General features: G+C 65.3%; 23 protein-coding genes. 22 read left to right on the forward strand and 1 reads right to left on the reverse strand.

The features are described 5' to 3' along the window. Positions 1-236 precede the first annotated feature (236 nt). The 16 genes from ACQ4WO_RS11300 to ACQ4WO_RS11375 all read left to right on the forward strand — a co-directional run bounded on the left by ACQ4WO_RS11300 (position 237) and on the right by ACQ4WO_RS11375 (position 19,089). Positions 237-923, forward strand: coding sequence for a winged helix-turn-helix domain-containing protein (locus ACQ4WO_RS11300; protein WP_034755791.1), 687 nt, complete (start codon positions 237-239; stop codon positions 921-923). Beyond that, positions 916-2,268: a sensor histidine kinase gene (locus ACQ4WO_RS11305; RefSeq protein ID WP_436481499.1), complete on the forward strand. Its 1,353-nt coding sequence runs from the start codon at positions 916-918 to the stop codon at positions 2,266-2,268. The genes ACQ4WO_RS11300 and ACQ4WO_RS11305 overlap by 8 nt, the downstream gene beginning before the upstream one ends. A 226-nt stretch (positions 2,269-2,494) precedes the next feature. Next, positions 2,495-2,845, forward strand: a complete 351-nt coding sequence (locus ACQ4WO_RS11310) for an acyltransferase (protein ID WP_436481501.1) — start codon at positions 2,495-2,497, stop codon at positions 2,843-2,845. A 171-nt stretch (positions 2,846-3,016) separates the two neighbouring features. Further along, positions 3,017-3,919 carry a DUF535 family protein gene (locus ACQ4WO_RS11315; RefSeq protein WP_436481502.1) on the forward strand — a complete coding sequence of 301 codons (903 nt, stop codon included), beginning with the start codon at positions 3,017-3,019 and terminating at the stop codon, positions 3,917-3,919. Positions 3,920-4,031: 112 nt separating this feature from the next. Then, positions 4,032-5,006, forward strand: a complete 975-nt coding sequence (gene hemB / locus ACQ4WO_RS11320) for a porphobilinogen synthase (protein ID WP_100873238.1) — start codon at positions 4,032-4,034, stop codon at positions 5,004-5,006. Between the two features lie 75 nt (positions 5,007-5,081). Then, positions 5,082-6,425 carry an MBL fold metallo-hydrolase gene (locus ACQ4WO_RS11325; RefSeq protein ID WP_436481504.1) on the forward strand — a complete coding sequence of 448 codons (1,344 nt, stop codon included), beginning with the start codon at positions 5,082-5,084 and terminating at the stop codon, positions 6,423-6,425. A 56-nt stretch (positions 6,426-6,481) separates the two neighbouring features. Further along, positions 6,482-7,003 (forward strand): peptide-methionine (S)-S-oxide reductase MsrA, encoded by a 522-nt coding sequence (gene msrA / locus ACQ4WO_RS11330; RefSeq protein WP_436481505.1) that lies wholly within the window; start codon positions 6,482-6,484, stop codon positions 7,001-7,003. Between the two features lie 10 nt (positions 7,004-7,013). Next, complete coding sequence (locus tag ACQ4WO_RS11335; protein ID WP_436481506.1) at positions 7,014-7,832, forward strand: helix-turn-helix domain-containing protein; 819 nt, start codon at positions 7,014-7,016, stop codon at positions 7,830-7,832. A gap of 175 nt (positions 7,833-8,007) precedes the next feature. Beyond that, positions 8,008-9,366, forward strand: a complete 1,359-nt coding sequence (locus tag ACQ4WO_RS11340) for an MFS transporter (RefSeq protein ID WP_436481507.1) — start codon at positions 8,008-8,010, stop codon at positions 9,364-9,366. Positions 9,367-9,379: 13 nt separating this feature from the next. Beyond that, a complete protein-coding gene (locus ACQ4WO_RS11345; RefSeq protein ID WP_436481508.1) occupies positions 9,380-11,152 on the forward strand; it encodes an FAD-dependent oxidoreductase in 1,773 nt (590 codons plus the stop codon). Then, a complete protein-coding gene (locus ACQ4WO_RS11350) occupies positions 11,149-11,334 on the forward strand; it encodes a DUF2783 domain-containing protein (protein WP_034755818.1) in 186 nt (61 codons plus the stop codon). The genes ACQ4WO_RS11345 and ACQ4WO_RS11350 overlap by 4 nt, the downstream gene beginning before the upstream one ends. Further along, positions 11,331-12,635: a homogentisate 1,2-dioxygenase gene (hmgA, locus tag ACQ4WO_RS11355; protein ID WP_436481509.1), complete on the forward strand. Its 1,305-nt coding sequence runs from the start codon at positions 11,331-11,333 to the stop codon at positions 12,633-12,635. The genes ACQ4WO_RS11350 and hmgA overlap by 4 nt, the downstream gene beginning before the upstream one ends. A 171-nt stretch (positions 12,636-12,806) precedes the next feature. Continuing rightward, complete coding sequence (locus ACQ4WO_RS11360) at positions 12,807-14,000, forward strand: sigma-54 interaction domain-containing protein (RefSeq protein ID WP_436481510.1); 1,194 nt, start codon at positions 12,807-12,809, stop codon at positions 13,998-14,000. Positions 14,001-14,234: 234 nt separating this feature from the next. Next, positions 14,235-15,314 (forward strand): LLM class flavin-dependent oxidoreductase, encoded by a 1,080-nt coding sequence (locus tag ACQ4WO_RS11365; protein WP_436481511.1) that lies wholly within the window; start codon positions 14,235-14,237, stop codon positions 15,312-15,314. A gap of 26 nt (positions 15,315-15,340) precedes the next feature. Next, positions 15,341-16,495 carry an LLM class flavin-dependent oxidoreductase gene (locus tag ACQ4WO_RS11370; RefSeq protein WP_034755824.1) on the forward strand — a complete coding sequence of 385 codons (1,155 nt, stop codon included), beginning with the start codon at positions 15,341-15,343 and terminating at the stop codon, positions 16,493-16,495. A 221-nt stretch (positions 16,496-16,716) separates the two neighbouring features. Further along, the gene (locus ACQ4WO_RS11375; RefSeq protein ID WP_436481512.1) at positions 16,717-19,089 is read left to right on the forward strand and encodes a TonB-dependent receptor; all 2,373 of its coding nucleotides are present in this window, start codon (positions 16,717-16,719) and stop codon (positions 19,087-19,089) included. Between the two features lie 98 nt (positions 19,090-19,187). Here ACQ4WO_RS11375 and ACQ4WO_RS11380 read toward each other — a convergent pair whose 3' ends face one another. Next, positions 19,188-20,240: an ABC transporter substrate-binding protein gene (locus ACQ4WO_RS11380; protein ID WP_436481513.1), complete on the reverse strand. Its 1,053-nt coding sequence runs from the start codon at positions 20,238-20,240 to the stop codon at positions 19,188-19,190. 233 nt (positions 20,241-20,473) lie between these two features. Between ACQ4WO_RS11380 and ACQ4WO_RS11385 the strand changes: the two genes are divergently transcribed. Genes ACQ4WO_RS11385 through ACQ4WO_RS11410 form a run of 6 tightly spaced genes read left to right on the forward strand, consistent with a single transcriptional unit; the run spans position 20,474 to position 26,049 of the window. Continuing rightward, the gene (locus ACQ4WO_RS11385; protein WP_436481514.1) at positions 20,474-21,223 is read left to right on the forward strand and encodes a class II aldolase/adducin family protein; all 750 of its coding nucleotides are present in this window, start codon (positions 20,474-20,476) and stop codon (positions 21,221-21,223) included. A gap of 22 nt (positions 21,224-21,245) precedes the next feature. Beyond that, positions 21,246-22,319 (forward strand): ABC transporter substrate-binding protein, encoded by a 1,074-nt coding sequence (locus ACQ4WO_RS11390; RefSeq protein ID WP_436481515.1) that lies wholly within the window; start codon positions 21,246-21,248, stop codon positions 22,317-22,319. Then, a complete protein-coding gene (locus tag ACQ4WO_RS11395) occupies positions 22,316-23,152 on the forward strand; it encodes an ABC transporter permease (protein ID WP_436481516.1) in 837 nt (278 codons plus the stop codon). Before ACQ4WO_RS11390 ends, ACQ4WO_RS11395 begins: the two co-directional genes overlap by 4 nt. Continuing rightward, entirely contained in the window at positions 23,149-23,913 is a 765-nt protein-coding gene (locus ACQ4WO_RS11400; RefSeq protein ID WP_436481518.1) for an ABC transporter permease, read from the forward strand. The genes ACQ4WO_RS11395 and ACQ4WO_RS11400 overlap by 4 nt, the downstream gene beginning before the upstream one ends. Beyond that, a complete protein-coding gene (locus ACQ4WO_RS11405) occupies positions 23,906-25,171 on the forward strand; it encodes an MFS transporter (protein ID WP_436481519.1) in 1,266 nt (421 codons plus the stop codon). The genes ACQ4WO_RS11400 and ACQ4WO_RS11405 overlap by 8 nt, the downstream gene beginning before the upstream one ends. Continuing rightward, complete coding sequence (locus ACQ4WO_RS11410; RefSeq protein ID WP_436481520.1) at positions 25,168-26,049, forward strand: ABC transporter ATP-binding protein; 882 nt, start codon at positions 25,168-25,170, stop codon at positions 26,047-26,049. The genes ACQ4WO_RS11405 and ACQ4WO_RS11410 overlap by 4 nt, the downstream gene beginning before the upstream one ends. Positions 26,050-26,072 lie beyond the last annotated feature (23 nt).

Raw genomic sequence — 26,072 nt, forward strand, 5'->3', positions numbered from 1 at the left:
GGTTTGTGGCGCGCGCCAGGCGCGCCTGATGTTCGTTAGTGGCAGTGATGGTTTGCAGGCCGCGGCAAGCCGGGAGGCGCCGATAAAAAATGCGCGCGCGGGCGCGGCCAAACATTGTCGAGGCTGTATTGTACCCGACCCTGTGATCGCGCGTCGCACGCGGCGGGGCTGGCAAGTGGCGCGCGCCTGGCGTATGCTGCGCCTATTTGCTGCCTGATCTTTACAAGGAATTCTCCGTGCGCTGCCTGGTCATCGAAGACGAAGCCGAAACTTCCCGCTATATCTGTGCCGGCCTGCGCGAGGCGGGCCACGACGTCACCGCCTGCGACAATGGCATCGACGGCATGCGCCTGGCTTGCGGCGAAGACTGGGATGCGCTGGTGCTCGACCGCCTGCTGCCCGGCGAGATTGACGGCCTGGCCATCGTCGCGCGCCTGCGCGGCATGGGCCGCAACACGCCCGTGCTGGTGCTGTCGGCCCTGTCCAGCGTCGACGAGCGCGTGCGCGGCCTGCGCAGCGGCGGCGACGATTACCTGTCGAAACCGTTCGCCATCGATGAACTGCTGGCGCGCATCGAAGCGCTGCTGCGGCGCGCCGCGCCCGTGCCCGAATCGACGCAGCTGCAGGTGGCCGACCTGGTGCTCGACATGCGCACCATGCGCGTGACGCGCGCCAACCGCCAGATCGCCCTGCAGCCGCGCGAATTTCGTTTGCTCGAATACCTGATGCGCCACCAGGGCCAGTCCGTCACGCGCGCCATGCTGCTCGAAGCCGTGTGGGATTACCATTTCGACCCGCAGACGAACGTCATCGACGTGCAGGTGAGCCGCTTGCGGACCAAGGTGGACAAGGAATTTTCACCGCCGCTGATCCACACGGTGCGCGGCGTCGGCTATACCCTGGGCGTGATCGACAGTGCGTAATTTGCACCGCTCGATCGCGGCCCGCCTGGCGCTTGGCTATGGCGTGCTGGTGGTCGTGTCGATCAGCATCGTCTGCGCCGTGTTCTATTTCGGCACCATCGGCGTGCTCGATCGCAGCGTGGACCGCAAGCTGACCCTGCTCTCGGAGCGCCTCGCCGCGCTGTACGAGCAGGGCGGCAGCAGCCGCGCGACGGCGGAAATCGCCCATCTGCTCACCGACCGCACCGACAGCGACACGGAGATCTTTTTGCTGGTGGACGCCGATGGCCGCCGCGTGGCGGGCAATCTGTCGTCCTGGCCCGACGTGGGCAGCCCCGTGGGCCACTTGCTGCACCGCGACGTCACGCGCGAAGGGCGCAGGGTGCCCGCGCGCATGCTGATCCGCGACCTGGCGGGCGGCGCGCGCCTGTTCGTCGGGCGCGATATGGAAGAGGGCAAGTCGATCCGCTCCCTGGTACTGCGCTCGCTGGCCTATGGCGGCGGGGCGGCCATCCTGCTGGTGGTGGCCGGCGCCTGGCTGTTCCGGCGCCAGCTCGAAGCGCGCATCGGGCAGATCCGCCGCACGGCGGGCGAGATCGAGGCGGGCGACCTGAGCCGGCGCATTCCCGTCTCCAGCGAGGATGAATTCGGCTTGCTGAGCCGCGACATCAACCGCATGCTCGACCGCATCGAACACCTGATGGAAGGCGTGCGCCACGTGTCGAACGCCATCGCGCACGACCTGCGCACGCCGCTGGGCCGCATCCGCAACAAGCTCGATGGCGCCCTGCGCCAGCAGCAGGGCGTCGCAGGCTACGAGAGCGCGGCGCAGGCGGCCATCGACGACATCGACGACCTCACGCGCGTGTTCGACAAGCTGCTGCAGATCGCGGCGGCCGAATCGGGCATGCGCCCCGAGAATTTCGACGACATCGACCTGCATCAGATCGGCGCCGACATCGTGGAAATGTACGAGGCCACGGCCGACGAGCAGGGAGTGCTGCTGGTACAGATGTATGGCGACGGCGTGCCGGCGCGCGGCGACCGCAATCTGCTGGGCGGCGCGCTGGCCAGCCTGGTCGACAATGCCATCAAGTACGCGGGCCCGGGCGCCACGGTGGAAGTGTCGGCCGGCAGCGATGCGCATGGCAACTGGCTGGCCGTGCGCGACAACGGCCCCGGCGTGCCAACGGAAGAGCTGCCGAAGCTGACGCAGCGCTTTTACCGGCTCGACAAGAGCCGTCACTTGCCCGGCAATGGCCTGGGCCTGTCCATCGTCGCGGCCATCGCGGCCCTGCATGGCGGCAGCCTGGAGATCGAGGATGCGGCGCCGGGCTTGCGGGTGCAATTGCGCCTGCACCACTAGTTTCCCAGTATCGCTGCCGCTGGCCGGCCCTACCGCCGCCTGGACTCGCGTGCGGCATCGATCAGTTTAAAGTTATCACAAATTAAATCGTAAATTATAAAAAAGACACTATAGTGCTTTTTTGGCACTATTTTGACCTGTGCCGGGTGCATGTCGTCATGGTCATGCTTCCGTTGCCAGACGCATCATTTTTGCCGCTCTGGCCCTGCATGGAGGGGCAGGCGACGTGGCGCCGCTGGCGCTCACCGTCATGGGCGTGCTGCCTGTGCTGATCTGGCTGTGCGCGCGCTGGCGGCCGGCCGTGCTGGAGGGCAGAGTGTCGGCTTTTCTGGGCGATATTTCCTACGCCGTCTACCTGCTGCACATCCCGCTGTCGCCGCTGCTGCAAAAGCCGCTGCGCCTGGCGTTTTCCGGCACCGACCTGTTGTCGGTGCTGCTCAAGGCCGGCGTGTTCGGTCTCGTGCTGATCATTGCCAGCAGCCTCAGTTACCGCCTGCTGGAAGTGCCGGCGCGTCGCTGGCTTGTCCAGCGCTACGGACGGCGGCCCGTGGCCCGCGCCGCTGCCACGGCCGTGTAAACCGCATGGCGCCAGGGCGCGCTTGCCGGCACATTACCAACTTGTAACCCCCTTCGTTTTCACCTCCCCCTATCATCCGCTCTACCCGGCGTAGAGCGGCTGCCAGCGCGCAGCCGCCTGTTCCGGGCTGCCTGCGGCCGCCGCCGCGTCTTTTTCAGTAGAGCCGTTTGCATGCATACTTTTACCGCCACCGGCGACAACGCCGCGCCGCAGCCGGCGCCACTGCGCCAGCATGGCCACCGTATCAAGGCCGCGCTGGGCGCCATCGTCTTTCCCGTGCAGCGCGCGCGCTGGCAAACCTTTATTTCCACGACGCCGGGCCTGGCGGCGCTGGCGCAAGCCCATCCCAGCCTGCTGTACAAGATTTATCGTCCCTACGCCAGCCGCCAGTACGGCTGCGCGGCGCGGGTGGACCTGCTGTGCGGGCATTACCGCTTCCTGTGGCAGGCGGGCGCGCGGCCGCTGGTGGAGTACGCCGCGCGCCGTGCGCTGGTGCTGGCCGCCATCGAGGGCAAGGATGGCGCCACCTACCGTTTGCAACTGACGGCCATCCGCGACAGCCATCGGGAAGGGGAGCTGTGCCTGCGCCTGACGCGCGACGGCGTGCCGCTGTACCTGACCAGTTTCCTGTTCCGCCCCCAGCCTGGCGGCGCCGTCATCCAGCTGGGCGCCTTGCAGGGCTTGCGCTCGTCCGCCGGCGCGCAGGCGGTGAAACAGGCCACGCGGGCGCTGCACGGCTGCCGGCCGAAAAACCTGATGGTGGCCTCCTTGCGCGACCTGGGCGACTTGTTCGGCTGCGGCCATCTGGAACTGGTCAGCAACGCCAACCGCATCGCGCTGAACTGGCGCCGGCGCCGGCATATCTCGTGCGACTACGACCTGGCGTGGCGCGAACTGCATGCGCTGCCCGCCAGCGGCGGCAATTTTCGCCTGCCGTGCGGCCCCTGCCGGATGCCGGATCTGGCGCTGGTGCCGTCGAAGAAACGGGCCGATGCGCGCCGCCGCGGCGCCTTGCTGGTGCAGCTGGCGGCCGACATGCGCTGGCAAGTGACGGCCCTGCTGCACGCGCAATGACGGCGCAGGGCGGTGTTTCTTGACCTGCGCGGCTTTTTTGCCGGGCGGTCCGGCGCAACTGGCGCGATCGGCGTATACTTATCGGCGTTGTTAACCCGAAGCCAGTCACTCCATGCCAGCACAATTCCCCACTTCGCGCATGCGCCGCCTGCGCGCGACCCCGCAACTGCGCGAGCTGTTCCGCGAAACCGAGATCAATCCGCGCGACCTGGTCCTGCCGATTTTCGTCGACGAAGGCAGCAGCGATTTCATCGACATCAAGTCCATGCCCGGCGTGCGCCGCATTCCCGAAGCGAAGCTGGCGCAGGAAGTGGAGCGCTACGCGCGCGCCGGCCTGCGCTCCGTCATGACCTTCGGCATTTCGCACCACAAGGACAGCCACGGCACGGACACCCTGAACCCGGACGGCCTGGTGGCGCGCATGTCGCGCATCATCAAGGACGCCGTGCCGGAAATGGTGGTCATGTCCGACACCTGCTTCTGCGAATACACGGACCACGGCCATTGCGGCATCCTGCATGGCGACACGGTCGACAATGACAGCACGGTGCTCAACCTGGGCAAGCAGGCCGTCATCGCGGCCCAAGCGGGCGCCGACATCATCGCCCCATCGGCCGCCATGGATGGCCAGGTGGCGGCCATCCGCAGCGCGCTCGACGCGGCAGGTTTCCATGACACGCCCGTGATGGCGTATTCGACCAAGTTCGCTTCCGGCCTGTACGGCCCGTTCCGCGACGCGGCCGGCAGCACCCTCAAAGGCGACCGCAAGACCTACCAGATGGACCCGATGAACCGCCGCGAAGCGATCCGCGAGTCCTTGATCGACGAAGCCGAAGGCGCCGATGCGCTGATGGTCAAACCGGCCGGCGCGTATCTGGACATCATCCGCGACCTGCGCGAAGTGACGCGCTTGCCGATCGGCGCCTACCAGGTCAGCGGAGAATATGCGATGATCAAGTTCGCCGCACAGGCCGGCGCCATCGACGAGCGCCGCGTGGTGCAGGAAACCCTGGGCGCCATCAAGCGCGCGGGCGCGGACATGATTTTTACGTATTTTGCGATGGATGTGCTGAATAATCCGTACTAAGTCAACATGGGGCAGGGCAGCCTTTTCAGCTATCATGCGCGCTGCCCAACCTGGTTCTGCGATTTGTAGCTTCCCATGCCCCTGAAAATCTCCCGCATCCTGCACGCCGGCTATGTCTTCGAATGCGACGGCACGGCCATCGCCTTCGACCCCATCGTCGAAAATCCGTTCAGCCGCAACTGCCATGCGTTTCCGTCCGTGCGCTTCGACCTGGACGCCGTGCGCCGGCTGCGCTGGGATGCCGTCTTCATCTCGCACTTCCACGACGACCATTGCTCGCTCGACAGCCTCGATGTGCTCGACCGCGCCACACCCATCTACTTGTACTGCGTCTTCGACGAACTGTTCGCGATGCTGCGCGCGCTCGGTTTTACACAGGTGCAGCGCCTGCACGTGGACGTGCCCGTGCAGGTGGGCGCCATCGAGGTGATTCCGCGCCGCGCGCTCGATGACGATGTCGACTCGCTGTTCCAGGTGCGCGTGGCCGGGCTGAACGTGCTCAATGTCGTCGATTCCTGGATCGGCCCCGAGACTTTGGCACAGCTGGCCGCCTTTGCGCCGTGGGACATGGTGCTGTGGCCGTTCCAGACCATGCGCGAGATCGCCGTCATCGCGCCGTCGCAAGCGCAGCCTGGCCCCGTCGAGCTGCCTGACGACTGGGTGCCGCAGCTGCGCGCGCTGGCGCCCCGGTACATCGTGCCCAGCTCTTGCCAGTTCGTGCAGGAAGACTGGTCCTGGTACAACCACGCGATGTTCCCGATTACCTACCGCCAGTTCGCGCAAGAGATTGGCGCCGCGCTGCCCGAGGCGCACATCTTCCGCCTCGATCCATCGACGGCCGTGCTGCTCGACGCACACGGCGTGAGCAGCGCCCAACCCTTGCCCTGGGTGATACCCGTGGGCCTGCAAGACGTGGATTTCGACTACCGCCCCGAGGCGCCGCCACCCGCCACGGCGGACATCGCGCGCCGTTTCGCACCCTTGAGCGATGCCGATGCAGCGTTGGTGCTCGATTTCTGCCGCAACGGTTTGCTTGAACGCTACCGCGACATGGAACTCCCCGAGGACAGCTACTTCCAGGCACCGCGTTTGTGGCGGCTGTCGCTGTATGGCCATGATGGCGCGGCCACCGTGCTCCATTACCGCACGCACGGCGACTTGATCGACCTCGTGCCGGAGACGGACGAGGCGCCCGGCTGGACGACGGAAGTGCCGCTGGTGAAATGCCATGCGGCGCTGGTGCTCGGTGAATCGCTGACGTCGATGTACATGCGCATCAACGATGGTCCTTTCGATGCCGAAGTGCGGGCGGAGCTGGGGGAAGCCGACATCGTCGACGACCCGCTGATCCGCTGCCTGTTCAACGACGCCATCGGCGCCTACCAGGCGGCGCAGCTCAAGCGCTTGCTGGCCCGCTGAAGAAAGTCGCGCGACAGGGTAAGATAGCTGCTTCTGACTAGAACGGGAAAGACACCATGGCACAAGACAATGCACAAGGCAATGAAACGGCGATCCTGGCCGGCGGCTGCTTCTGGGGCGTGCAGGACTTGCTGCGCCGTTATCCGGGCGTGATCGCCACGCGCGTGGGCTACAGCGGCGGCGACGTGGCCAACGCCACCTACCGCAACCACGGCACGCATGCGGAAGCGATCGAAATCATTTTCGACCCGATCACCATCAGCTACCGCAAGATCCTGGAATTTTTCTTCCAGATCCACGACCCCAGCACGGAAAACCGCCAGGGCAACGACCGCGGCACGAGCTACCGTTCGGCCATCTATTACACGAACGACGAGCAAAAACGGGTAGCCGAAGACACCATCCGCGACGTCGACGCTTCCGGCCTGTGGCCCGGCAAGGTGGTGACGGAAGTGGCGCCGGCCGGCCCGTTCTGGGAAGCGGAACCCGAGCACCAGGATTATCTGCAGCGCTTGCCGCACGGCTACACCTGTCACTACATCCGGCCGGACTGGGTCTTGCCGCAGCGCGGGCAGTAAGGACGCAGATATGCGTTACTGGCGCGTCGAACGGCGGCAGGCGGAAGGGCAGCTGGACTTTGGGCGTACCCTGGAGTTGATGGCTGCCATCGGCCATGCCGACGTGAATGCCGTCGCCGGGGCCATCCTGAAAACGGTCAGCACGGTCGCACCGATTGCCCAGTGCACGATCTTTGCCTATGAATTCGGCAACCGGCCCCGGACTGTCGCCGTGGCCGACCGGCGCGGTGGACGTTTCCTGCAAGATATTGCCGACAGCTACGCGCGCCATTACTACGCGCTCGATGGCAACCAGCGCGTGATCGCGCCGGCGCCGGGGCGGAAAATCGATCCCGCCATCGTGCTGCACCAGCAGGCCAGCGACGAGATCGACCATCCAGGCTACCGCGCCGCCTGCTATCAAAAACCGAATGTCTCGGACCGGCTATCCCTGCTGCTGCAGCCGGCCGGCGATATCTGGCTGTCCGTCAATTTTTACCGCGACAGTAGCCAGGGCCAGTTCCAGCACGGCGAAGTGGCGGGCATCGAAACCCTGTCGCCGCTGTTTGCCCATGCCGTCAAGCATCACTACAGCCTGAACGGTCAGGCCGCGCAGGGCGTCGCGCCCATGATGCTGGCAAGGCTGCGCCAGCATTGCCCCGCCTTGAGCAAGCGTGAACTGGATGTGCTGCGCTGCGTGCTCGAAGGCCTCACGGCCGTGGAAATCGCCGAGATCATGGGCGTGCAACCGTCCAGCGTGACGACTTACCAGAAGCGCGCCTATAAACGCCTGGGCATTTCCAGCCAGCGCCAGTTGTTCGCCCTGTGCATGGCGCCAGCGCCTGTCTAGTTCCTTGGACGTAGCAATGGCTCCGCCTTTCTGACTGTTTTAGCCGAAAAATGTCCCCAAAATGGGGACAGCCGGCATCGTTGTCGTCTGCATACTGTGTTTCAAGCCGGGATCACTCGGCCGCTCTTACCCAATAAAAACAGCAAGGGGAGGGCGACACCTTATGGAGACAAGCATGACCATCGCCAAAGCGGCCACCCCCGCCACCCCGGCGCCCGTCCTCGACGCGGTCGCCGTCCAACTGGAACAGCAGGTGATGCGCAAGGTATCGCGCCATCTGCTGGGATTTCTATTCCTGCTGTTCGTTTTTTCCTTTCTTGACCGCATCAACATCGGCTTCGCTGGCCTGACCATGATGCAAGACCTGGGCCTGTCCGGCACCCAGTTCGGCTTTGCCACCACCCTGTTTTACATCGCCTACATCGCTTGCAGCATCCCCAGCAATATCGTGCTGGCGCGCATCGGCGCGCGTAAATGGATAGGCAGCATGATGATCGCCTGGGGCCTGGCCTCGACGGCGACCCTGTTCGCCGGCGGCCCGGCCAGCCTCTACGCGCTGCGCTTTTTGGTGGGCGTGACGGAGGCGGGCTTCCTGCCCGGCATGCTGCTGTACCTGACGTACTGGTTTCCCAGCGCCTACCGGGCACGCGCCAATGCCTTGTTCATGATCGCCATGCCTGTGACGGCCGCCATCGGTTCGGCCTTGTCGGGCCTGATCCTGGGCCTCGATGGGCACTGGGGCTTGAAGGGCTGGCAATGGTTGTTTTTGCTCGAAGGCATGCCATCCGTATTCTTGGGCCTGGCAGTGTATGGCTATCTCGACGATGCGCCCAACAAGGCAAACTGGCTGAGCAAGCTGGAACAGCAAGTGCTGGCGCGCATGCTGGCGGCCGAGCACAAGCCGGCTGCAGTGCACATCGCTCCCCGGCACAACACCTCGGTGATGGCGGAAATGCTGTCGCCCACGGTATTGAAATTCGGCGTCGCCTACTTTTGCCTGGTGAATACTTTGGCGATGGTGGCCGTGTGGACGCCGCTGATCGTGAAAAGTTTTAACAGCAATGCCAGCAACACGCAGATCGGTCTGCTGGCGGCCATTCCGCAAGTGTGCACCGTCATTGGCATGATTGCGTGGGGCCGCCGTTCGGACCGCTTGCAGGAACGCCGCTGGCACATCGTCTGGCCCATGCTGCTGTCGGCCGCCGGCTGGCTCTTCACGGCGTATTCGGCCAACCCCATCGTGCAGCTGCTGGGCGTATGCATGGCATCGACGGGCGCGTACACGGCCATGTCCGTCTTCTGGACCACGCCGGACCGTGCCCTGAGCCTGGGCGCGCGCGCCATCGGCATCGCCGTCATCAATGCCACGGGCAATATCGGCTCGGCCCTGAATCCCGTCGTCGTGGGCTGGCTGAAGGATTTCACGCACAGCTTTGCCACGGGCTTGCTGTATGCCAGCGTGCTGCTGGTGGCCGGTGCTGCCATCGTGCTGACCCTGCCCATCGCCCGTGGCGGCAACAAAGAACAATCTTGAAGAGGACACCATCATGAGCGACACGTTCCACCCTTATCCCCATGTGCCGAAGGTGTATCCGCCAAGTAAGCCGGCCGGTGCCGCCACGCAGCACGTCCCGGTGCTGATCGTCGGTGGCGGCCCCGTGGGCCTTGCCACGGCCTTGGGCCTGGCCCGCCACGGCGTGCGCTGCATGCTGATCGAGGCCGACGATGGCGTCTGCACGGGCAGCCGCGCCATCTGCATCTCGCGGCGCAGCCTGGAAATCATCGAACGCCTGGGCGCGCTCGACGGCTTTATCAGCAAAGGCTTGCCGTGGGCCGGTGGACGCAGTTTTTACCGCGACGAGGAAGTGCTGCATTTCACGATGCCGCAAGACGCGAACCAGAAGTTGCCGCCCATGGTCAACCTGGCGCAATACCATATCGAACAATTCCTGCTCGACGCGGTCGAACGCCAGCCGGAGCTGATCGATATCCGCTGGCAAACGCGGGTCACTGGCGTGGACCGGCGCGCCGATGGTGCCACCGTTACCGTGGCCACGCCCGATGAAACGTATCGGATCGAGACGGACTGGCTGGTGGCGGCCGATGGCGGGCGCAGCGTCGTGCGCGAGGCGCTGGGCTTGAAATTGCAGGGCACCAGCTATGAAGGGCGCTATGTGATCGTCGACATCCACCTGAAAAGCGACCGTCCGACGGAGCGCCTCGCGTATTTCGATCCGCCGTCGAATCCAGGTTCGACCGTGCTGGTTCACAAGCAGCCCGACGATATCTGGCGCATCGACTATCAATTGCGCGACGACGAGGATGCGCAGGCGGCCGTGCAGCTGGAAAACGTGGCGCCCAGAGTCGATAGCCTGCTGGCCATGATGGGAGAAACCGCGCCGTGGCATCCCGTGTGGATCACCATCTATAAAGCCAACGCGCTGACCCTGGAAAAATACCGGCACGGCCCCGTGCTGTTCGCTGGCGATGCGGCCCACCTGGTGCCCATCTTCGGCGTGCGCGGAGCGAACTCCGGCATCGACGATGCGGATAACCTGGCCTGGAAGCTCGCGTACGTGGTCAAGGGCCAGGCGCCGCAGGCCTTGCTCGACAGCTATTCGGACGAGCGCGTGTACGCCGCCCATGAAAACCTGCGCCACGGCACAAAAAGTACGGAATTCATGGCGCCGCCCACGTTTGCTTTCGAGCTCATGCGCACGGCCGTACTGGGCCTGGCGGGCAAGCATGCGCACGTGCGCTCGCTGATCAACCCGCGCCAGACCAGCGCCATCGCGTATGCGCAGTCGGCCTTGAATACGCCAGATAGTGCGACGTTTGCCGCCGGTCCCGCGCCGGGCGCGGTCCTGCCCGAGTGTCCGCTGGCGCTGCTGCACAACGGCGGGCAAAAAGCGCGGTATATTACCGATTTGGTGAACCGCACTGATGGCAATTTCACGGGGCTGTACTTCAGCGACGATGGCTGCGTGCCTGCGGAACTGCTGGTGCTGGGCGATACATTACCGTTGAGTACCGTAGCGATCACCCGCAGCGGCGCGCAAGAGGGCGCCTGGGACCACACGGCGCAGGTATTTTCGCTGTTCGACGTGCAGCCTGGCAGTTTTTACCTCGTGCGTCCGGATGGCCATGTAGTGGGGCGCTGGCGGCAAGTGCGGGCGGGGCAGGTGGCGGCAGCGCTGGCTCAATCCGGGGTCAGTCCCTTCGGGAGCGGTACGCGCCCCATTGGGGCGTGCACCCCCGCCGGGTCTGACCCCGGCACTTTGCGCAGCGGGTCAGTAAAAGTTATTAAGGAGATAGCATGACCGACATCGAACTGGACAATCTTTACACCGAGCTATGCCACACCATGGGCGGCCTGGGCGAACAGCGCTCGCCCTTGTTCCTGGCCCGCTTCGCCTTGCTGGCCATGGGCGCCATCGGCAAGGCCGACGTGGTACAAGGCTTGCTGCGCGACGCGGCCGATGGCCTGGCGGAGCGCGCATGATAGGCGCCGGCTACCAGAGCGGCTTCGGCAACGAATTTGCCACGGAAGCCATCGCCGGCGCCTTGCCGCAGGGGCAGAATTCGCCGCAGCAGGCGCCGCTGGGCCTGTACGCGGAACAATTGTCGGGCACGCCCTTTACGGCGCCGCGCGCGCAGAACCGGCGCTCGTGGCTGTACCGCATCCGTCCCGCCAGCCAGCATCCGCCTTTTACCTTGGTGGAAAATGCCCGCATCGTCAGCGATTTCCACGCCATGCCGCCCACGCCGCCGAACCAGCTGCGCTGGGACCCGCTGCCGCTGCCCGACAGCGCGACACCAACGGACTTCATCGACGGCTGGCAGACGATGGCCGGCAATGGCAGCGCTGAAACGATGAGCGGCTGCGCCATCCACGTGTATGCAGCCAACCGCTCCATGCAGCGTTTCTTTTACTCGGCCGATGGCGAATTGCTGGTCGTCCCGCAAGAGGGCCGGCTGGCGATCGCCACGGAACTGGGCTTGATCGAGCTGGAACCGCAGGAAATCGCCGTGATTCCCCGCGGCGTGCGTTTCCGCGTGACCCTGCCGGACGGCAAGGCGCGCGGCTATGTGTGCGAAAACTTCGGCACGGCCTTCCGCTTGCCCGACATGGGGCCCATCGGCTCGAACGGCCTGGCCAACGCCCGCGACTTCCTCACGCCGCACGCGGCCTACGAAGACATCGATGGCGAATGCGAACTGGTGGCCAAGTTCGGCGGCCATCTGTGGCGCACGACCCTCGACCATTCGCCGCTGGACGTGGTGGCCTGGCATGGCAATTACGCTCCCTACAAATACGATTTGCGCCGCTTTAATGTCATCGGCTCGATCAGCTACGACCATCCGGACCCGTCGATCTTTCTCGTGCTGCAGGCACCGAGCGAAAATCCGCTGTTCGGCGCCATCGACTTCGCCATCTTCCCGCCGCGCTGGCTGGCCGCCGAACATACGTTCCGCCCGCCGTGGTTCCACCGCAACGTGGCCAGCGAATTCATGGGCTTGATCCACGGCCTGTACGACGCCAAGGCGACCGGTTTCGTGCCGGGCGGCGCCAGCCTGCACAACTGCATGTCCGGCCATGGCCCCGATGCGCAGACGTTCGAAAAGGCCTCGCACGGCGACACGTCCGCGCCCGTGAAGGTGGCCGACACCATGGCCTTCATGTTCGAGACGCGCACCATCCTCAGGCCCACGCCATTCGCCTTGAACGGCGAACTGCTGCAAAATGACTATTTCGAGTGCTGGCAAGGTTTGCGCAAGCATTTCGATCCCGACCAGGCATAGTCAGGCGGCCAAGCGGCCCGCGCCAGCGTGTGCGGGTTGCTGGGCAGGCCGCATTGCCTGCTTCCTTGCCGCAGCAAGGTTCGGGCCCACGCCCCGCATATGCAAAATCCGGATAAGCTAGCGCGGCACCATTCGTTCACGCCTGGAGATGGAGCGCGGTATAGTCGGCTCATGGAACTCTTAGCCCACAATTTCAGCAGCGATTTCGCGCGCAGCGCCCACCTTGCCCGTGGCGCCGGCGATGACGGCGACAGCGAGGCACTGGTCGCCTTCCGCGATCCGCAGCAAATGAGCTTGCTGGTGCGCGCCACGGCCTTTGTCTTTGCCGACCCCCGTTCGCGCCAACTGCACGAACTGATCGAACGTATCGCCCCCAGCGAGGCGACAGTGCTGATCACGGGCGAAACGGGGACGGGAAAAGAACTGATCGCGCGCCACGTGCACGGCTTGAGCGGGCGCGCCGAACAGACCTTCGTGGCGATCAACTGCGGCGCGTTTTCCGAAACCCTCGTCGAGAGCGAGCTGTTTGGCTATGAAAAAGGCGCGTTTACGGGCGCGCAGCAGGGCAAGCCTGGCTGGTTCGAGACGGCCAGCGGCGGCACCCTTTTCCTTGATGAAATCGGCGATTTGCCGCTGGCGATGCAGGTCAAGCTGCTGCGCGTGCTGCAGGAGCGCGAAGTGGTGCGCCTGGGCGCGCGCCGTGCCATCCCCATCGACGTGCGCCTGATCGCGGCCACCAACGTGGACCTGGCCGAAGCCGTGCGGGCGGGGCGCTTCCGCGAAGACCTGTATTACCGGCTGCAGGTGATCGGCCTGCCGCTGCGTCCCTTGCGCGAGCGTCCGGGCGACATCATGCCGCTGACGCGCCACTTCATGGCCATCTATGCGCAGCGATTGCATCTGGGCGAGGTGGAACTGGGCCCCGATGCGCAGGAGGCCTTGCTCGCTTATCCATGGCCGGGCAATATCCGCGAACTGGAAAACGTCATCCACCGCGCGCTGCTCGTGTGCCGCAGCGGCGTCGTGCGGGACGAGGACCTGAGTTTGTCGGGCTGGCACCGCGCGCCTGCCGCCGCACCTGTCTCTGCGCCTGTTCCAGATGCGTGGGCTGGCGGCGCCGACATCGCCTATGCGGCCATTGGCGCGGCCGGGCAGGACGACTTGTTGGCGGCCGAACGCTTTGCCCGCGCCTGGCAAGCCTTGCTCGACTCGGGCGAGGCCGTGGAGTTCGAAGCCATGCAGCAGGAACTGGTGCGCGCCGCGTGGGAGCGCAACGAGCGCAACCAGGTACGCACGGCCAGGCACTTGAACCTGAGCCGCAACATCTTGCGCACCTTTTTGAAAAAGGCGGGCGCCATCGACTAGGCGCTCGACGGACTTCCCGGAGCCGGACCCGCAGCGATGCGGCTCCGGCTTTTTTCATGGCTGCTGCACGCGCAACACATTGCTGCCGTGGCTGCAGCCGATTGCTGCCTAAGCAGCAGCTTCGGGCGCCGATGGGTAGCCAGCGCATGGCATGTTTTCTGCGAGGAGGGAAGGGCAGATCGCTACGCATGATGCGCCGCGACCTTTTCTTCGACCCACGACAGGAGTCCATGCATGACCATCGAATTCATCTGGCAATTGCCCATCAGCGGCGACGGCCGCTACGCGGCGCCCGGCATCACGCGCCGGGGCGAGCGGGCCGCTGGCGCGCCCAGTCCCTTGCAGGCGGGCGTGAGCGACCCGCGCGGCGTGCGTCCGCCCTTCAATTATTTCGACTACCTGCACCAGATCGCCCGCGCGGCCGACCTTTCCGGCTTCGACGGCATCCAGATACGCCACGATACGCAGGGCGATGAAAGCTGGATCGTCGCAGGCTACCTGGCGCGCAGCACGCGGCACCTGAAACTGATCGTCGAATTCGACGCGGCCTGGGGTTCGGCCGTGTACGCGGCAAAGAACGCCGTCAGCTTCCAGCGCTTTACGGGCGGGCGCTTTGCCTGGCAGATCGGTCACGGCGGCGATGCCGCGGCGCGCCGGCGCCAGGGCGACATCGTGCCGGACGCCGATATTCTGCCCCGCATCAATGAATTCATCACGGTGGCGCGCGGCGTGCAGAGTACTTCGCCGTTCAGCTTCAAGGGCAAGTTCTTCGAGGTGCAGGACGGCGGCTTCAAGGGGCCGCTGGCGAACCACCCCGTTAACACCATCTATTTGACCGGTGAGTCGTCGGAGGCGCTGGCCCTGTCGGCGCGCCAGGCCGACGTACACGTGTTCGATGCGGCGCCGCTCGCGGATTTGCAGCCGGCCATCGCCGGCTTGCAAGCGCAGGCGCGTCAGCTGGGCCGCACGGTGGCGGCGGGCGTGCGCATCGACGTGCTGGCCCGTGAAACGTTCGAGGAAGCCTTGCGCGACGCGCGCCGCTACCGCGGCGGGGCGGGACTGCCCGACGATGGACTATTCGATGACGGCACTGCCGCCTTCTGGCCAGGCTTTGCGCAAGCGCAGACGGGCGCCCGTGGCGCGCTGGTCGGCAGCTATGAGCAGGTCAGCGCCGCGCTCGAGGCCTACGCGCAGGCGGGAGTCTCCAGCTTCGTGCTGGCGGCCATTCCCCATTTCGAGGAAGCCTACCGCATCGGCGAGCACGTGCTGCCACGCATGCGGGCAGCTTTGTACACGCAACGGCAAGCGGCCTGAATCCCCTAATTTGAAGGAGTACCTTGATGGCAATCGATTTTTTCTGGCGCATTCCCACGCATGGCGAACCGAGTTCGCACCGCGCCCGTACGCCGTTTCGCGGCGACTGGTTTCCCGGCAATGACAACCTGCGCCAGGCCGGCCTCGGTGGCGGCGGCGCCGACGGTTTTACGTATATCGACTATCTGGCCGAGATCGCCCGCGCCGCCGAGCTGTCGGGATTCCAGGGCGGCCTGATCCCGTCTTTCCCCATGACGGACGAACCGTGGGCCATTTCCGCGCTGCTGGCGCGCGAGACGAGCACCTTCCGCTTCATGATCCCGTTCCAGCCCGGCTTTTTGAATCCCGTGGTAGCCGCGCGCATGACGGCCAGCCTGCAGCGGGCCACGGGCGGCCGCGCCCTGTACAACGTGATCACGGGCGGCGGCGGTCCGGCGCAGCTGTGGTGGGGCGATTCGGCCGGCCACGACGACCGCTACACGCGCACGACGGAATTCCTTGACGTGGTGCGCGGCGTGTGGCGCGGCGGGCCGTTTTCCTACCAGGGCAAGTTCTACCAGGTGGAAGACGCGGGCCTGGCCACGCCGCTGTCGGAGCAGGACTTCCCCGAGATTTATTTTTCCGGCTCGTCCGACGCGGCCCTCGGTTCCGCTTCGAAGCATGCCGATTACTACCTGACGTGGCTGGAACCGTTCGAGCAGCTGCGCGAGAAATTCGCCCGCGTGCATGAAAAGACGGCGCTACTGGGACGCAAGATCAAATGCGCCGTGCGCGTCGATATCGTCGCCCGCGCCACGGAAGAAGAAGCGTGGGATGAAGTGCGCAAGGGCTTTGACGCCGTGGACCCCGCCACCTTGCGCCAGTTCCTCGGCGCCGATGGCGGCGATTCCGTGGGCGCGGCGCGCCAGCGGGGCAACCGTCCGACCACCCTGAACAGCTACAAGGATTTGATCACGGCGCCGAACATCTGGTCCGGCTTCAACTTGCTGCGCGGCGGGCAGACGCAGGGCATCGTCGGCAGCTACCAGCAAGTGGCCGAACGCCTCGACGAACTGGTGCAACTGGGCGCCGATGCCTTCATCCTGGCCAGCACCCCGCATCTGGAAGAAGCGTACCGGGTGGGCGAGGAAGTGCTGCCGCTCGTGCGCGGACACACGTCCGCACTCTTGCGCGCCGCCTGATCTTTTCCCTGTTGCCGCGACAGCAGCGTCACCGCCTGCTGTCGCGCAGGCAGCACGCGGCAGCGCCGCTGCTGCCAAATCAACAGCACTATCATGATGATAGTCTTCCTTTTAAATCAATCACTTAAGAATGATTTTGCTGCGCTGCGGCAGCGGGCATGCGCCTTGCAATACAGGTCATCACCATCTCGCGTTTTGACTTTACTCAAGGATAATCACCCATGCGCCGTTCGACTGCCCCCGCCGCCGTTTTTTCTTTCCCCTTTCATTTGACGCCGGTGCGCCGCGCGCTGCGCTCGGCCTTCGCCATCGGCGGCCTGATGCTCGCTTCGAGCACGGTCCATGCCGAAGCGCCTGGCGCCGACGTCATTGCCGCCGTCGACGCGAACGGCGGGGGCGAGGGCGCCTCCCTGCAATCGGTGACGGTGACGGCGCAAAAGCGCGAGGAATCGGCGCAGAAGGTGCCGAGCGCGATCACGGTATTGGGCGGCAGGGAGCTGCTCGACACGGGCATCGGCCGCTCGGCCAGCGAAATCCTCAATTACGTGCCGAACGCCTCGGCCGGCACGCAGCAGCATGGCCGCCCCCGCTGGTGGATACGCGGCGTCGGCGCGGGCCAGCAGCAGATCGATTTCCCGAATCCCGTCGGCTTTTATCTCGACGACGTCTACATCAGCAATTCCAGCGCCACGGGCTTTCCCCTGTTCGACCTCGACCGGGTGGAAGTGCTGCGCGGCCCGCAAGGCACGTTGTGGGGCAAGAACACGACGGGCGGCGCCATCAACGTCATTTCGCGCAAGCCCTCGTTCAAATCCAGCGGCTACGCCAAGCTTGACTACAGCAGCTACGACACCAAGCTGGCCGAAGGGGCCATCGGCGGCGCGCTCGTCGACGAGGTGCTGGCGGGGCGCTTGTCCTTCCACACGGAGCAGCAGGACAAGGGCCGCTTCCACAACCAGTTTACGGGGGAGCGCGATGGAAAACTCAAGGACAGCGCCATCCGCGGCCAGCTCAAGGCCCTGATCGGACGCGACCTGACGGCCAATCTGAACCTGCACTACCGCGACTACACGACCAAGGGCGCCACGACGACGGTGGCCAGCTATGGCGCCAATGGCGTTTACCGCAATGGCTACATCCCCAGCATCAATCCCGATGACGTGAGCACGAACGCGCCGGCCGACAGCGACGTGAAGCAGGGCGGCGCGCAGCTGAACCTGGAATACGCGCTGGGCGAGCTGACCCTGACGTCGATCACCGGCTATGAAAACTTCCGCAACGAGGCGACGGGCGACAGCGACAACACGCCGCTGGAAGTGGGCCGCAGCCGCTCGAAGGCCAGCAGCCGGCAAGTGTCGCAGGAGCTGCGCCTGACGTCGCCGCAAAACGGCGCCGTGAGCTGGGTGGCGGGCCTGTTCTACTTCAATGAAAAGATCGATTCCGATTCGGCCGGCGCGCGCCTGCCCAACGGCACGGTGCCGGCGCTGGCGGGCAGCACGCAGCCCGTCGGCTACAACCGCACCATCTACCGGCACAAGGCGCGCAGCGCGGCCATCTTCGGCAGCGCGACCGTCAACTTCAGCGAACAGTTCCTGTCCACCTTCGGCCTGCGCTGGACGACGGAAACCAAGGACCTGGACTTGCAGCGCGTGCAGGCCGCATCGAATACGGTGACGTTTGGCGACGCGGCCAGCTGGTGGAACACGGTCCGGGGTGGCAATTACGCGGCCGCGTCGGTGGCCAACAATAACTTCACGTCGAATCCATCGACCACGTGGAATGCGCTCACGTATGACGTGACACCCGAATACCGCTTCGGCCGCACCTTGCGCGGCTATTTGAAATATGCGCATGGCATCAAGTCGGGCGGCTACAACACGAGCGCCACGGACGTGCGGGCGCTGAACACGGTCAAGCCCGAAACCCTGAACTCGTTCGAGGCGGGCATCAAGTCGGAGTGGCTGGACGGGCGTTTGAATTTCAACGCCAACCTTTTTCACTATGACTACAAGAACGTGCAGGTCAATATCACGGGCGTGTACAACGGCGACCCCACGCAAAGCGTCAATTACCTGCAAAACGTGCGCAAGGCTCACGTGAATGGCGCGGAATTCGAGATCGAGGCGCAGCCGACCGACAACCTGCACATCAACGCCAATATCGGCCTGCTGCGCACGGAATTCGACGATTTCGCCATCCAGAACAATGGCGGCGACCGCTCCGGCAATGAATTCGTGCGCTCGCCCCACGTGACGGCCTTGCTGGCGGCCGATTACCGTTACCCGCTGGGCAATGGCGCGCAGCTGGTCTTCAGCGGCGACGTGCGCTACACATCGAAGCAGTACTACTATGTCGACCCGCAAAACGCCGCGCGCGACCTGCTGAACCAGGGCGGCTTCGCGCTGGCCAATGCGCGCCTGTCGTATGTGCTCCCGGGCGGCAAGCACCGGATCACGGCGTATGCGAACAACCTGGCCGACAAGGTCTACCGCAACCACACCTTGACCAGCTTCGTGCCTGGCGCCGTCAACGGCGACACCGTCATCATCGGCCAGGGCCGCACGGTGGGGGCGTCGTACACGATCCAGTTCTGATGGCGATTGATTGATGTGAAGGCCGGCAAACTCGCCGGCCTTTGCGTTTTCCCGTAGGTCGGCTTAGCGCAGCGTAAGCCGACAACACCACTACCGCATCAAGCCGCCACCCTCAGCAGCGCCTCCAGCCGCCGCTGCGCCTCCTCCAACGGCCGCCGGTCGATCCAGCGCTCGATATCCACGTCGCGGTCAAGAAAACCGTGCTGCAGCTGAAAATCCTTTTGCTGACGGAACAGCGCCACCTTGTCGTCGGACAGGTCGGGCGCCAGGGTCAGGTGAAAACCGTCGCGGTAGGCTTCGGCCACGGCGTCGGCGCCGGCCCGCGTCTCGCCCTGCAGGATGGCCAACACGTCGGCCTGGTGGCTGCGGGCCCAGTGCGCGGCGCGCAGTGTCTGCGTCAGGAAGCGCACGACCAGTTCGAAATGTTGCTCCAGCATGGTTTCATGCACGGTGATCGGCCGCGGCGTGCCGTTGTTCACGCGAAAGCGCCGGTCGGGCAGGGCGTCGATGTCGATGCCCACTTCCAGTCCCGCCGCGCGGGCCGCTTCGGCCGCCGCCGCGCCTTTCACGTAGACGGCATCGACTTCGCCGCGCAGCAGCGGCGCGATGCCTTGCCACAGGCCCGCGCCGAGATTGGCCGATGCCTGGGCGTCGGCTCCCACTTCCACCAGCTGTACATCATCGAGCGTGAGGCCGGCCGACGCCAGCACGCCCTTGTAACCGGCCAGGCTCATGCCGCGTGCGATGCTGCGCCCGCGCCGGTTTTCGCGCAAGTCTTCGGCGCGAAACGCTGGCAGCGCCAGACGCTTGCCCTGCAGCTGTGCCGGTGTCGTGATGCCGGAACCGGGGCGCACGAGGATGGCTTGCCATTCATCGATCCACGTCAGGCCGATCAGGCGCGTGGGCGCCCCTTGCGCGCGCGCGGGCAGGGCCAGCAGGTTGCCGCCTTCGCGCACGAGCGTGGACAAGCCGTGGTCGTAATGGTGGCGCGCCAGTTCGCCGCCCACTTCCTGCAGGGTTTTCAAGGCGATGCCGTCGCGGGCGAATTCCTCGTCCAGCCAGCCCAGTTTGTAGGCCAGGCCCGTGGCCGTGGGCACGGGGCAGCGGGTGAACCAGACGGTATCGACAGCGGGGGGGAGGGAGGCAGTCATGGAATTCCTTGGTGGTGGTGGTGGTGGTGGTGCCTTGAGCCGTGCAGGAAACGTGCCCGCGCCGCTTGCTGGCTTGCCGACAGCGCGTGCCGGCAACGCTGCTGCCCCGCCAGCAGCCGCTGTTGCGCAGGCAGCAGCGCTTCACCATTTTCGCGGCCCCGGCGCTGGCACGCGTCTTGCGAAAGTAGAGGCATGACTGAATCGTACCTCAACCTCAAAGACTGGAGCATGACATGACGGACGTGGCACAAGCGGAAGTACAACAAGTACAGGCGCAGGATCTGACGGCGGCCGAACTGGCCTTCGTCGAGCAGGTGCGGCGCGACGCGCAGATCGCCTTCGACGGCTTGCGCGAGACGGGCAGCCTGACGGCCAACGGCACGGTGGGCTTTGTCGAGCGCACGCCTGGCGGCGACAAGGTCGTGGTGGTCAACGATCCGGGTCCTTTCCGCCGCGGCCAGCCATTGAAGGCGGCCGTGCTGGCGCTCGATGGCACGGTGATCGTGGGTGACGCGAACAACGGCGGCGCGCGTTACTTAAAACTGTTCCGCGAACGGCCGGAAGTCACGTCGATCTCGCACGTGCATTCGCCGTCGCTGGGCGCGTGGGCGCAGACGCACCGCACCCTGCCGATCCGCTACGTGCCCGTGCAGCGCTTTCAGCTGATCCGCGAAATTCCCATCTATATCGACCGCCGCCAGCCGGAAGTCGATTTCATTCTCGGCGAAATCGCGCGCAATACGCATGCGACGGCCATCCTGGAAGCGAATGGCGGCGCCACCGTGTGGGGCAAGCAGGGCTTGCTGAAGCTGGCCGAATTCATCCTGCTGCTGGAAGAGGGTGCGCAGATCCAGATCGCGGCCGAAGCCATCGGCGGTTCGCGCGACTTCGGTCCCGGCGTGCTGCTGCAGCAATGGAAGATGAGCAAGCTGATCGACACGGCGCGCGCGCTCTCTCTGCTTCCTGCCACCGACCTGGTGTAACCCTTTCAAGAACAGGCCCCCGATGTCATTGAAATTCTTACGTTTGCGCTGGCGCACTCTCGTCTCCGCCGCCCTGGCGGCCAGCCTGCTGGCGCCGACGATCGCGGCGGCCGCCGAGCCGCTGCCGGCCGCCGTGCGCATCGCCGTCGTGGCGCGCACGGCGCCGTCCGGCAAGACCGTGTTTGCCGGCTCGGCCGCCCAGGTGGCGTCCCAAGGCTGGCTGGCGGCCGAGCTGGGCAAGCTGGGCGTGAAGCTGGAATGGGTGCCCGTCACCACCAATTCCGTGGCAACGCAGGTCAACGAGGCCTTTGCCAACCACTCGATCGACCTGGCCCAGTATGGCGATCTGCCGTCGATTATCGCCAATGCCTCGGGCTTGCAGACGCGGCTGATCTTGCCCGGCGGCAGCGCCAACAACACTTATCTGGTGGTGCCGAACGGCTCGACGGCCAAGTCGATCAAGGAATTGAAGGGCAAGAAGATCGCCCTGCACCGTGGCCGGCCGTGGGAATACCCGTTCGCGCGCTTGCTGGAAGCCAATGGCATGAGCTTGCGCGACGTAAAAATCCTCAACCTCAATCCGCAGGCGGGCGCGGCGGCCGTGGCGACCGGTGGCGCCGATGCCTTCTTCACCCTCAGCGACGCCTTTTTGCTCGAGGATAAAAAGGTCGGCAAGATCATCTGGTCCAGCAAGGCGCCGCCGCAGGACTGGAAGATGCGCGCCGAGCTGTGGGCCGACAGCGGCTTTCTGAAAAGCTATCCGCAGCTGGCCCAGCTCGTGGTGACGGCCTATGTGCGCGAGCACCACCGGGCCGCCGGCGCGGGCGGCGAAGATGAGTATGTGCGCACCGAGGCGGCCGCAGGCCAGGTGGAAAGCGTCGTGCGGCGCGAACTGGCGGGCGACCATACGCCGTGGCAGGCGCGCTGGTCGCCCTTGTTTACGGCCAGCCTGCGCCAGCATTACGTGGGCGAGGCGGCGTATGCGAAGAGCGCGGGCCTGATCGGGCGGCCCTTGCAGGTCGACAGCCTGTTCGCGCCCCAGTTCGTCAACCAGGCGCTGGCGCAGCTGAAATTGCAAACTTACTGGTCGCCATGACTTCCTTCACTATCGCCTTGCCGCGCGCCCCTGCGCCAGCGCGTGCGGCTTCTGTTCCCTGGCTGCGGCGCTTCGTGCGTTCGCCCTGGTCCGTGTGGGCGTCGCCGCTGGCCTTGCTGTTGCTGTGGACGGCCGCCACCACCTTCGAATGGATGCCCGCGCACATCTTGATGTCGCCATGGCAGGTGCTGCTGACGGCCCGCGACCTGGCCGACAGCGGCGAACTGGGCCAGCACCTGGGCATCAGCCTGTTCCGCCTGCTGGCCGGCTTCGGCCTGGGCGCCAGCGGGGGCCTGGCGTTCGGTGTCGTGCTGGGCCTGTCGCCTGGCTTGCGCAGCTATGTCGACCCGACCTTCAATGTCTTGCGCCAGCTGCCCACGGTGGCCCTGATTCCCCTGTTTATCTTGCTGTTCGGCATAGGCGAGAGTTTCAAGGTGTTTATTGTGGCCAAGGCCAGCTTTTTTATCGTCGCGCTGGCCGTGCATGACGCCATCCGCAACCTGTCGCAGCGCTATTTTGAGGTGGCGCAAGTGTATTGCTTTTCGCGCTGGCAGCGCATCCGCCTGATCGTCTTGCCCGCCATCGTGCCGGCCGCGCTGACGGGCATGCGCATCGCCCTGTCGCGTTCGTGGATGGTGCTGGTGGGCGCGGAATTGCTGGCCGCCGACAGCGGCCTGGGCCAGATGATGGAAATGGGCCGGCAAATGTTCCGTCTCGACGTGGTGATGGTGGGCGTGGTGCTGACGGGCGTGATCGGTTTTGGCCTGGACCGGCTTTGCCACGCGCTGGAAGCGTGGCTGATGCGCTGGAAGCGCGGTGGAGAGTCCAAATGAAGCAGCGTTTGATATTGATTTTCAAGGGCGCGCTGCTGCCGCTGGCCTTGCTGGGCGCCTGGCAATGGGCGTCCGGCCAGGGCGCGGCGGCCGCCTACATTTTTGTCTCCTTGGGTGACCTGGCGCACAGCTTGCGCGATCTGGTCTCGACGGGTGAACTGTGGGTGCATTTGCGCGCCAGCCTGGGCAGGACGTTGGCCGGCTTGCTGTTGGGCGGCAGCGCCGGCATCGTCACGGGCGCGCTGATGGCGCAGTCGCCGCTGGCGGACCGGCTGATTGGCCCGCTGTTCCACAGCATCCGCCAAGTCCCGCTGCTGGGCCTGATTCCCCTGCTGGGCTTGTGGGTAGGCAATGGCGATGGCGCCAAGCTGCTGGTGATCGCCATCGCCGCCTTTTACCCGACCGTGCTCAACACGTATGCGGGCATGCGGCAGGTGGAGGGGCGCTTGCGCGAAGTGGGGCAGGTGCTGACCCTGACGCGCACGCAGACCCTGCGCCAGATTTTGCTGCCGGGCGCCATGCCGGCCATCGTGACGGGTGTCACGCATGCGCTGGCGTTCGCCTGGCTCGCTTGCCTGGGCGGCGAACTGCTGTTTTCGGCTGGCCCCGGCATGGGTTCCTTGCTGCTCAACGGCGAAGTGTCGGGCCGCATGGACGTCGTCTTGCTGGCCGTGCTCGTGATCGCCTTGCTGGCGCAAGCGATGAACGTGGCGTTTGCGCGCCTCGCGCGCCTGCTGGTGAAGGGGCGCGGCAGTGAGTGAATTCCTGTCATTCCAGCCAGACGCGGCCGCCAGCGCCCGCGAAGGGGAGCTGCGCGCCTTCTTGCTGCGCTTTATCGGCCTGACCTTGCTGTCGGGCGTGACCATCGGCATGAACAAGGTGCTGGCCACCTTGCTGGGCTTGCACCTGCACGTGAGCAATTTCCAGCTGGCCGCGATCAGCAGCGCGGAAACCCTGGCCATGGCGCTCGGTACCATTCCGGCCGGCTATATCTTGTCGCGTGGCAATCCCAAGCATTTGTATGCGGGTGTCAGCCTGAGCCTGGCGCTGGCTTTTTGCGTGCTGCCGTGGCTGCCCGGCTGGCAATGGGTGGCCTTGCTGATGTTCTTGGTTGGCCTGTGCATCTCGCTGCGCATTGTTGCCATGAGCACCGTGTTTCTCGTGCGCCTGCCGGAACTGGGGCAGGGCAAAGCGGGCTGGTACAAGGGGACCTTGATCCTGGGCATGCAGTTCCTCGGGCCCTTGTGCGGCAACTATCTGATCGCCCAACTGGGCCTGAAGGCAGGCTTTTTGATTTCCGCCCTGATGTTCGCCATCCTGGCCGTGCTGGGCTGGCAAGTGTTGCCCGATAACACGGCGCCGCGCAAGCAGGAAGGCCAGGCCTTGTTGCCCGGTGCGGCCAGCCTGCGCGAACTGCTGCGCCTGCCCGTCGTGCGCGTGACTTACCTGTTTGAAATCCTTGCCAGCTTCACGGCCTCCAGCGTGGGCGTGTTTTCCATCTTGCTGGCCATCCGTGTGCTGCACTGGCCTGCGTATCACTCCGTCTGGCTGATGGCCGTGCAGGGACTCAGCTGCGTGCTCGTGCTGTTGTTCCTGGGGCGCTTCGTGCTGGCCAGCCGCCACCGCGAACAACTGTATGGCGGCGCCCAACTGGCCATCATGGCCGCCTTGCTGATCCTCGGTCTGTGGCCGAACAGCATCGCCTACCTGGCGGCCTCCGTGTTGCTGGGCCTGGGACTGGGCGTGAATAACCTCGTCAATACAGACAATATCGCCCGCGCGCCCGTCGACAAGGCCAGGGTCTCGGCCCATTTGACCCTGTTCGGCATGGTGGGCGGCACGGCCGGCGCGCTGGCGGCGGGCCGCCTGGCCGACCTGACGGGCTTGCGCAATGTGTTCCTGATCTGGCTGGCTCCATGGCTGGCCGCCTGGCTGGTATTCCACGGCAGCCGCTGGCTGCGCCGGGCGCCGCCCGCCGCCATTCCTTCCCTAACCCCCACCGCAGAGAGTGCGCCATGAATGATTTCGTTTCCCCTTCGGTCTTGTCGCCGCAACAGCAGCACCTGAGCGGCGGCTTGCAAGTGCAGCACGTGAGCAAGTCGTTTTCGCTGAAAGGCGCGCCGCTGCTGGTGCTCGACGATATTTCGCTGACCATCGCGCCGGGTGAATTCGTCGCTATCGTGGGCGCGTCCGGCTGCGGCAAGTCCACCTTGTTGCGCCTGCTGGCGGGGCTCGACACGGATTACACGGGTTTGCTGCTGCACGATAGCGTACCGATACGTGGCACGGATCTGCACCGGGGCCTCGTGTTCCAGGATCACCGCCTGTTCCCCTGGCTGACGGTGCAGCAGAACGTGGCCGTGGCCTTCAGCAATACCAAGGTGCCGCTGGCCGAGCGCGCAGCGCGTGTGGCGGCGGAAATCACGCGCGTGGGCCTCGATGGCTATGCGGATGCCTATCCGCATCAATTGTCGGGCGGCATGTCGCAACGGGCCGCCATTGCCCGCGCCCTCGTGGGGCGGCCCGACGTGCTGCTGCTGGACGAGCCGCTCGGTGCGCTCGACGCGCTGACCCGTTTGCGCTTGCAGCAGGAACTGCGCCGGCTGTGGCAGGACGAGGGCATCACCATGGTCATGGTCACGCATGACATCGATGAAGCCGTTTACCTGGCCGACCGCATCGTCGTGCTCGACGCGCGTCCCGGCAAGGTGCGCCGGGTGCAGGACGTGCCGCTGGCCCATCCGCGCCAGCGCGGCTCGCCCGGTTTTGTGTCCATCCGCGATGGCTTGCATGCGGATTTCAGCGACCTCGACGAATCGCATGCGCCCGTGGCGCAAGAGGAACACCCCAGCAGCTTGTGGGATGGCAATGAATGGGCGCGCAGGATGGCGCTGTAGTTTCCTTTTTGACTGGTCCACCC

It is taken from the genome of Janthinobacterium aestuarii (assembly GCF_051380835.1).
Taxonomy (GTDB): domain Bacteria; phylum Pseudomonadota; class Gammaproteobacteria; order Burkholderiales; family Burkholderiaceae_D; genus Janthinobacterium; species Janthinobacterium aestuarii.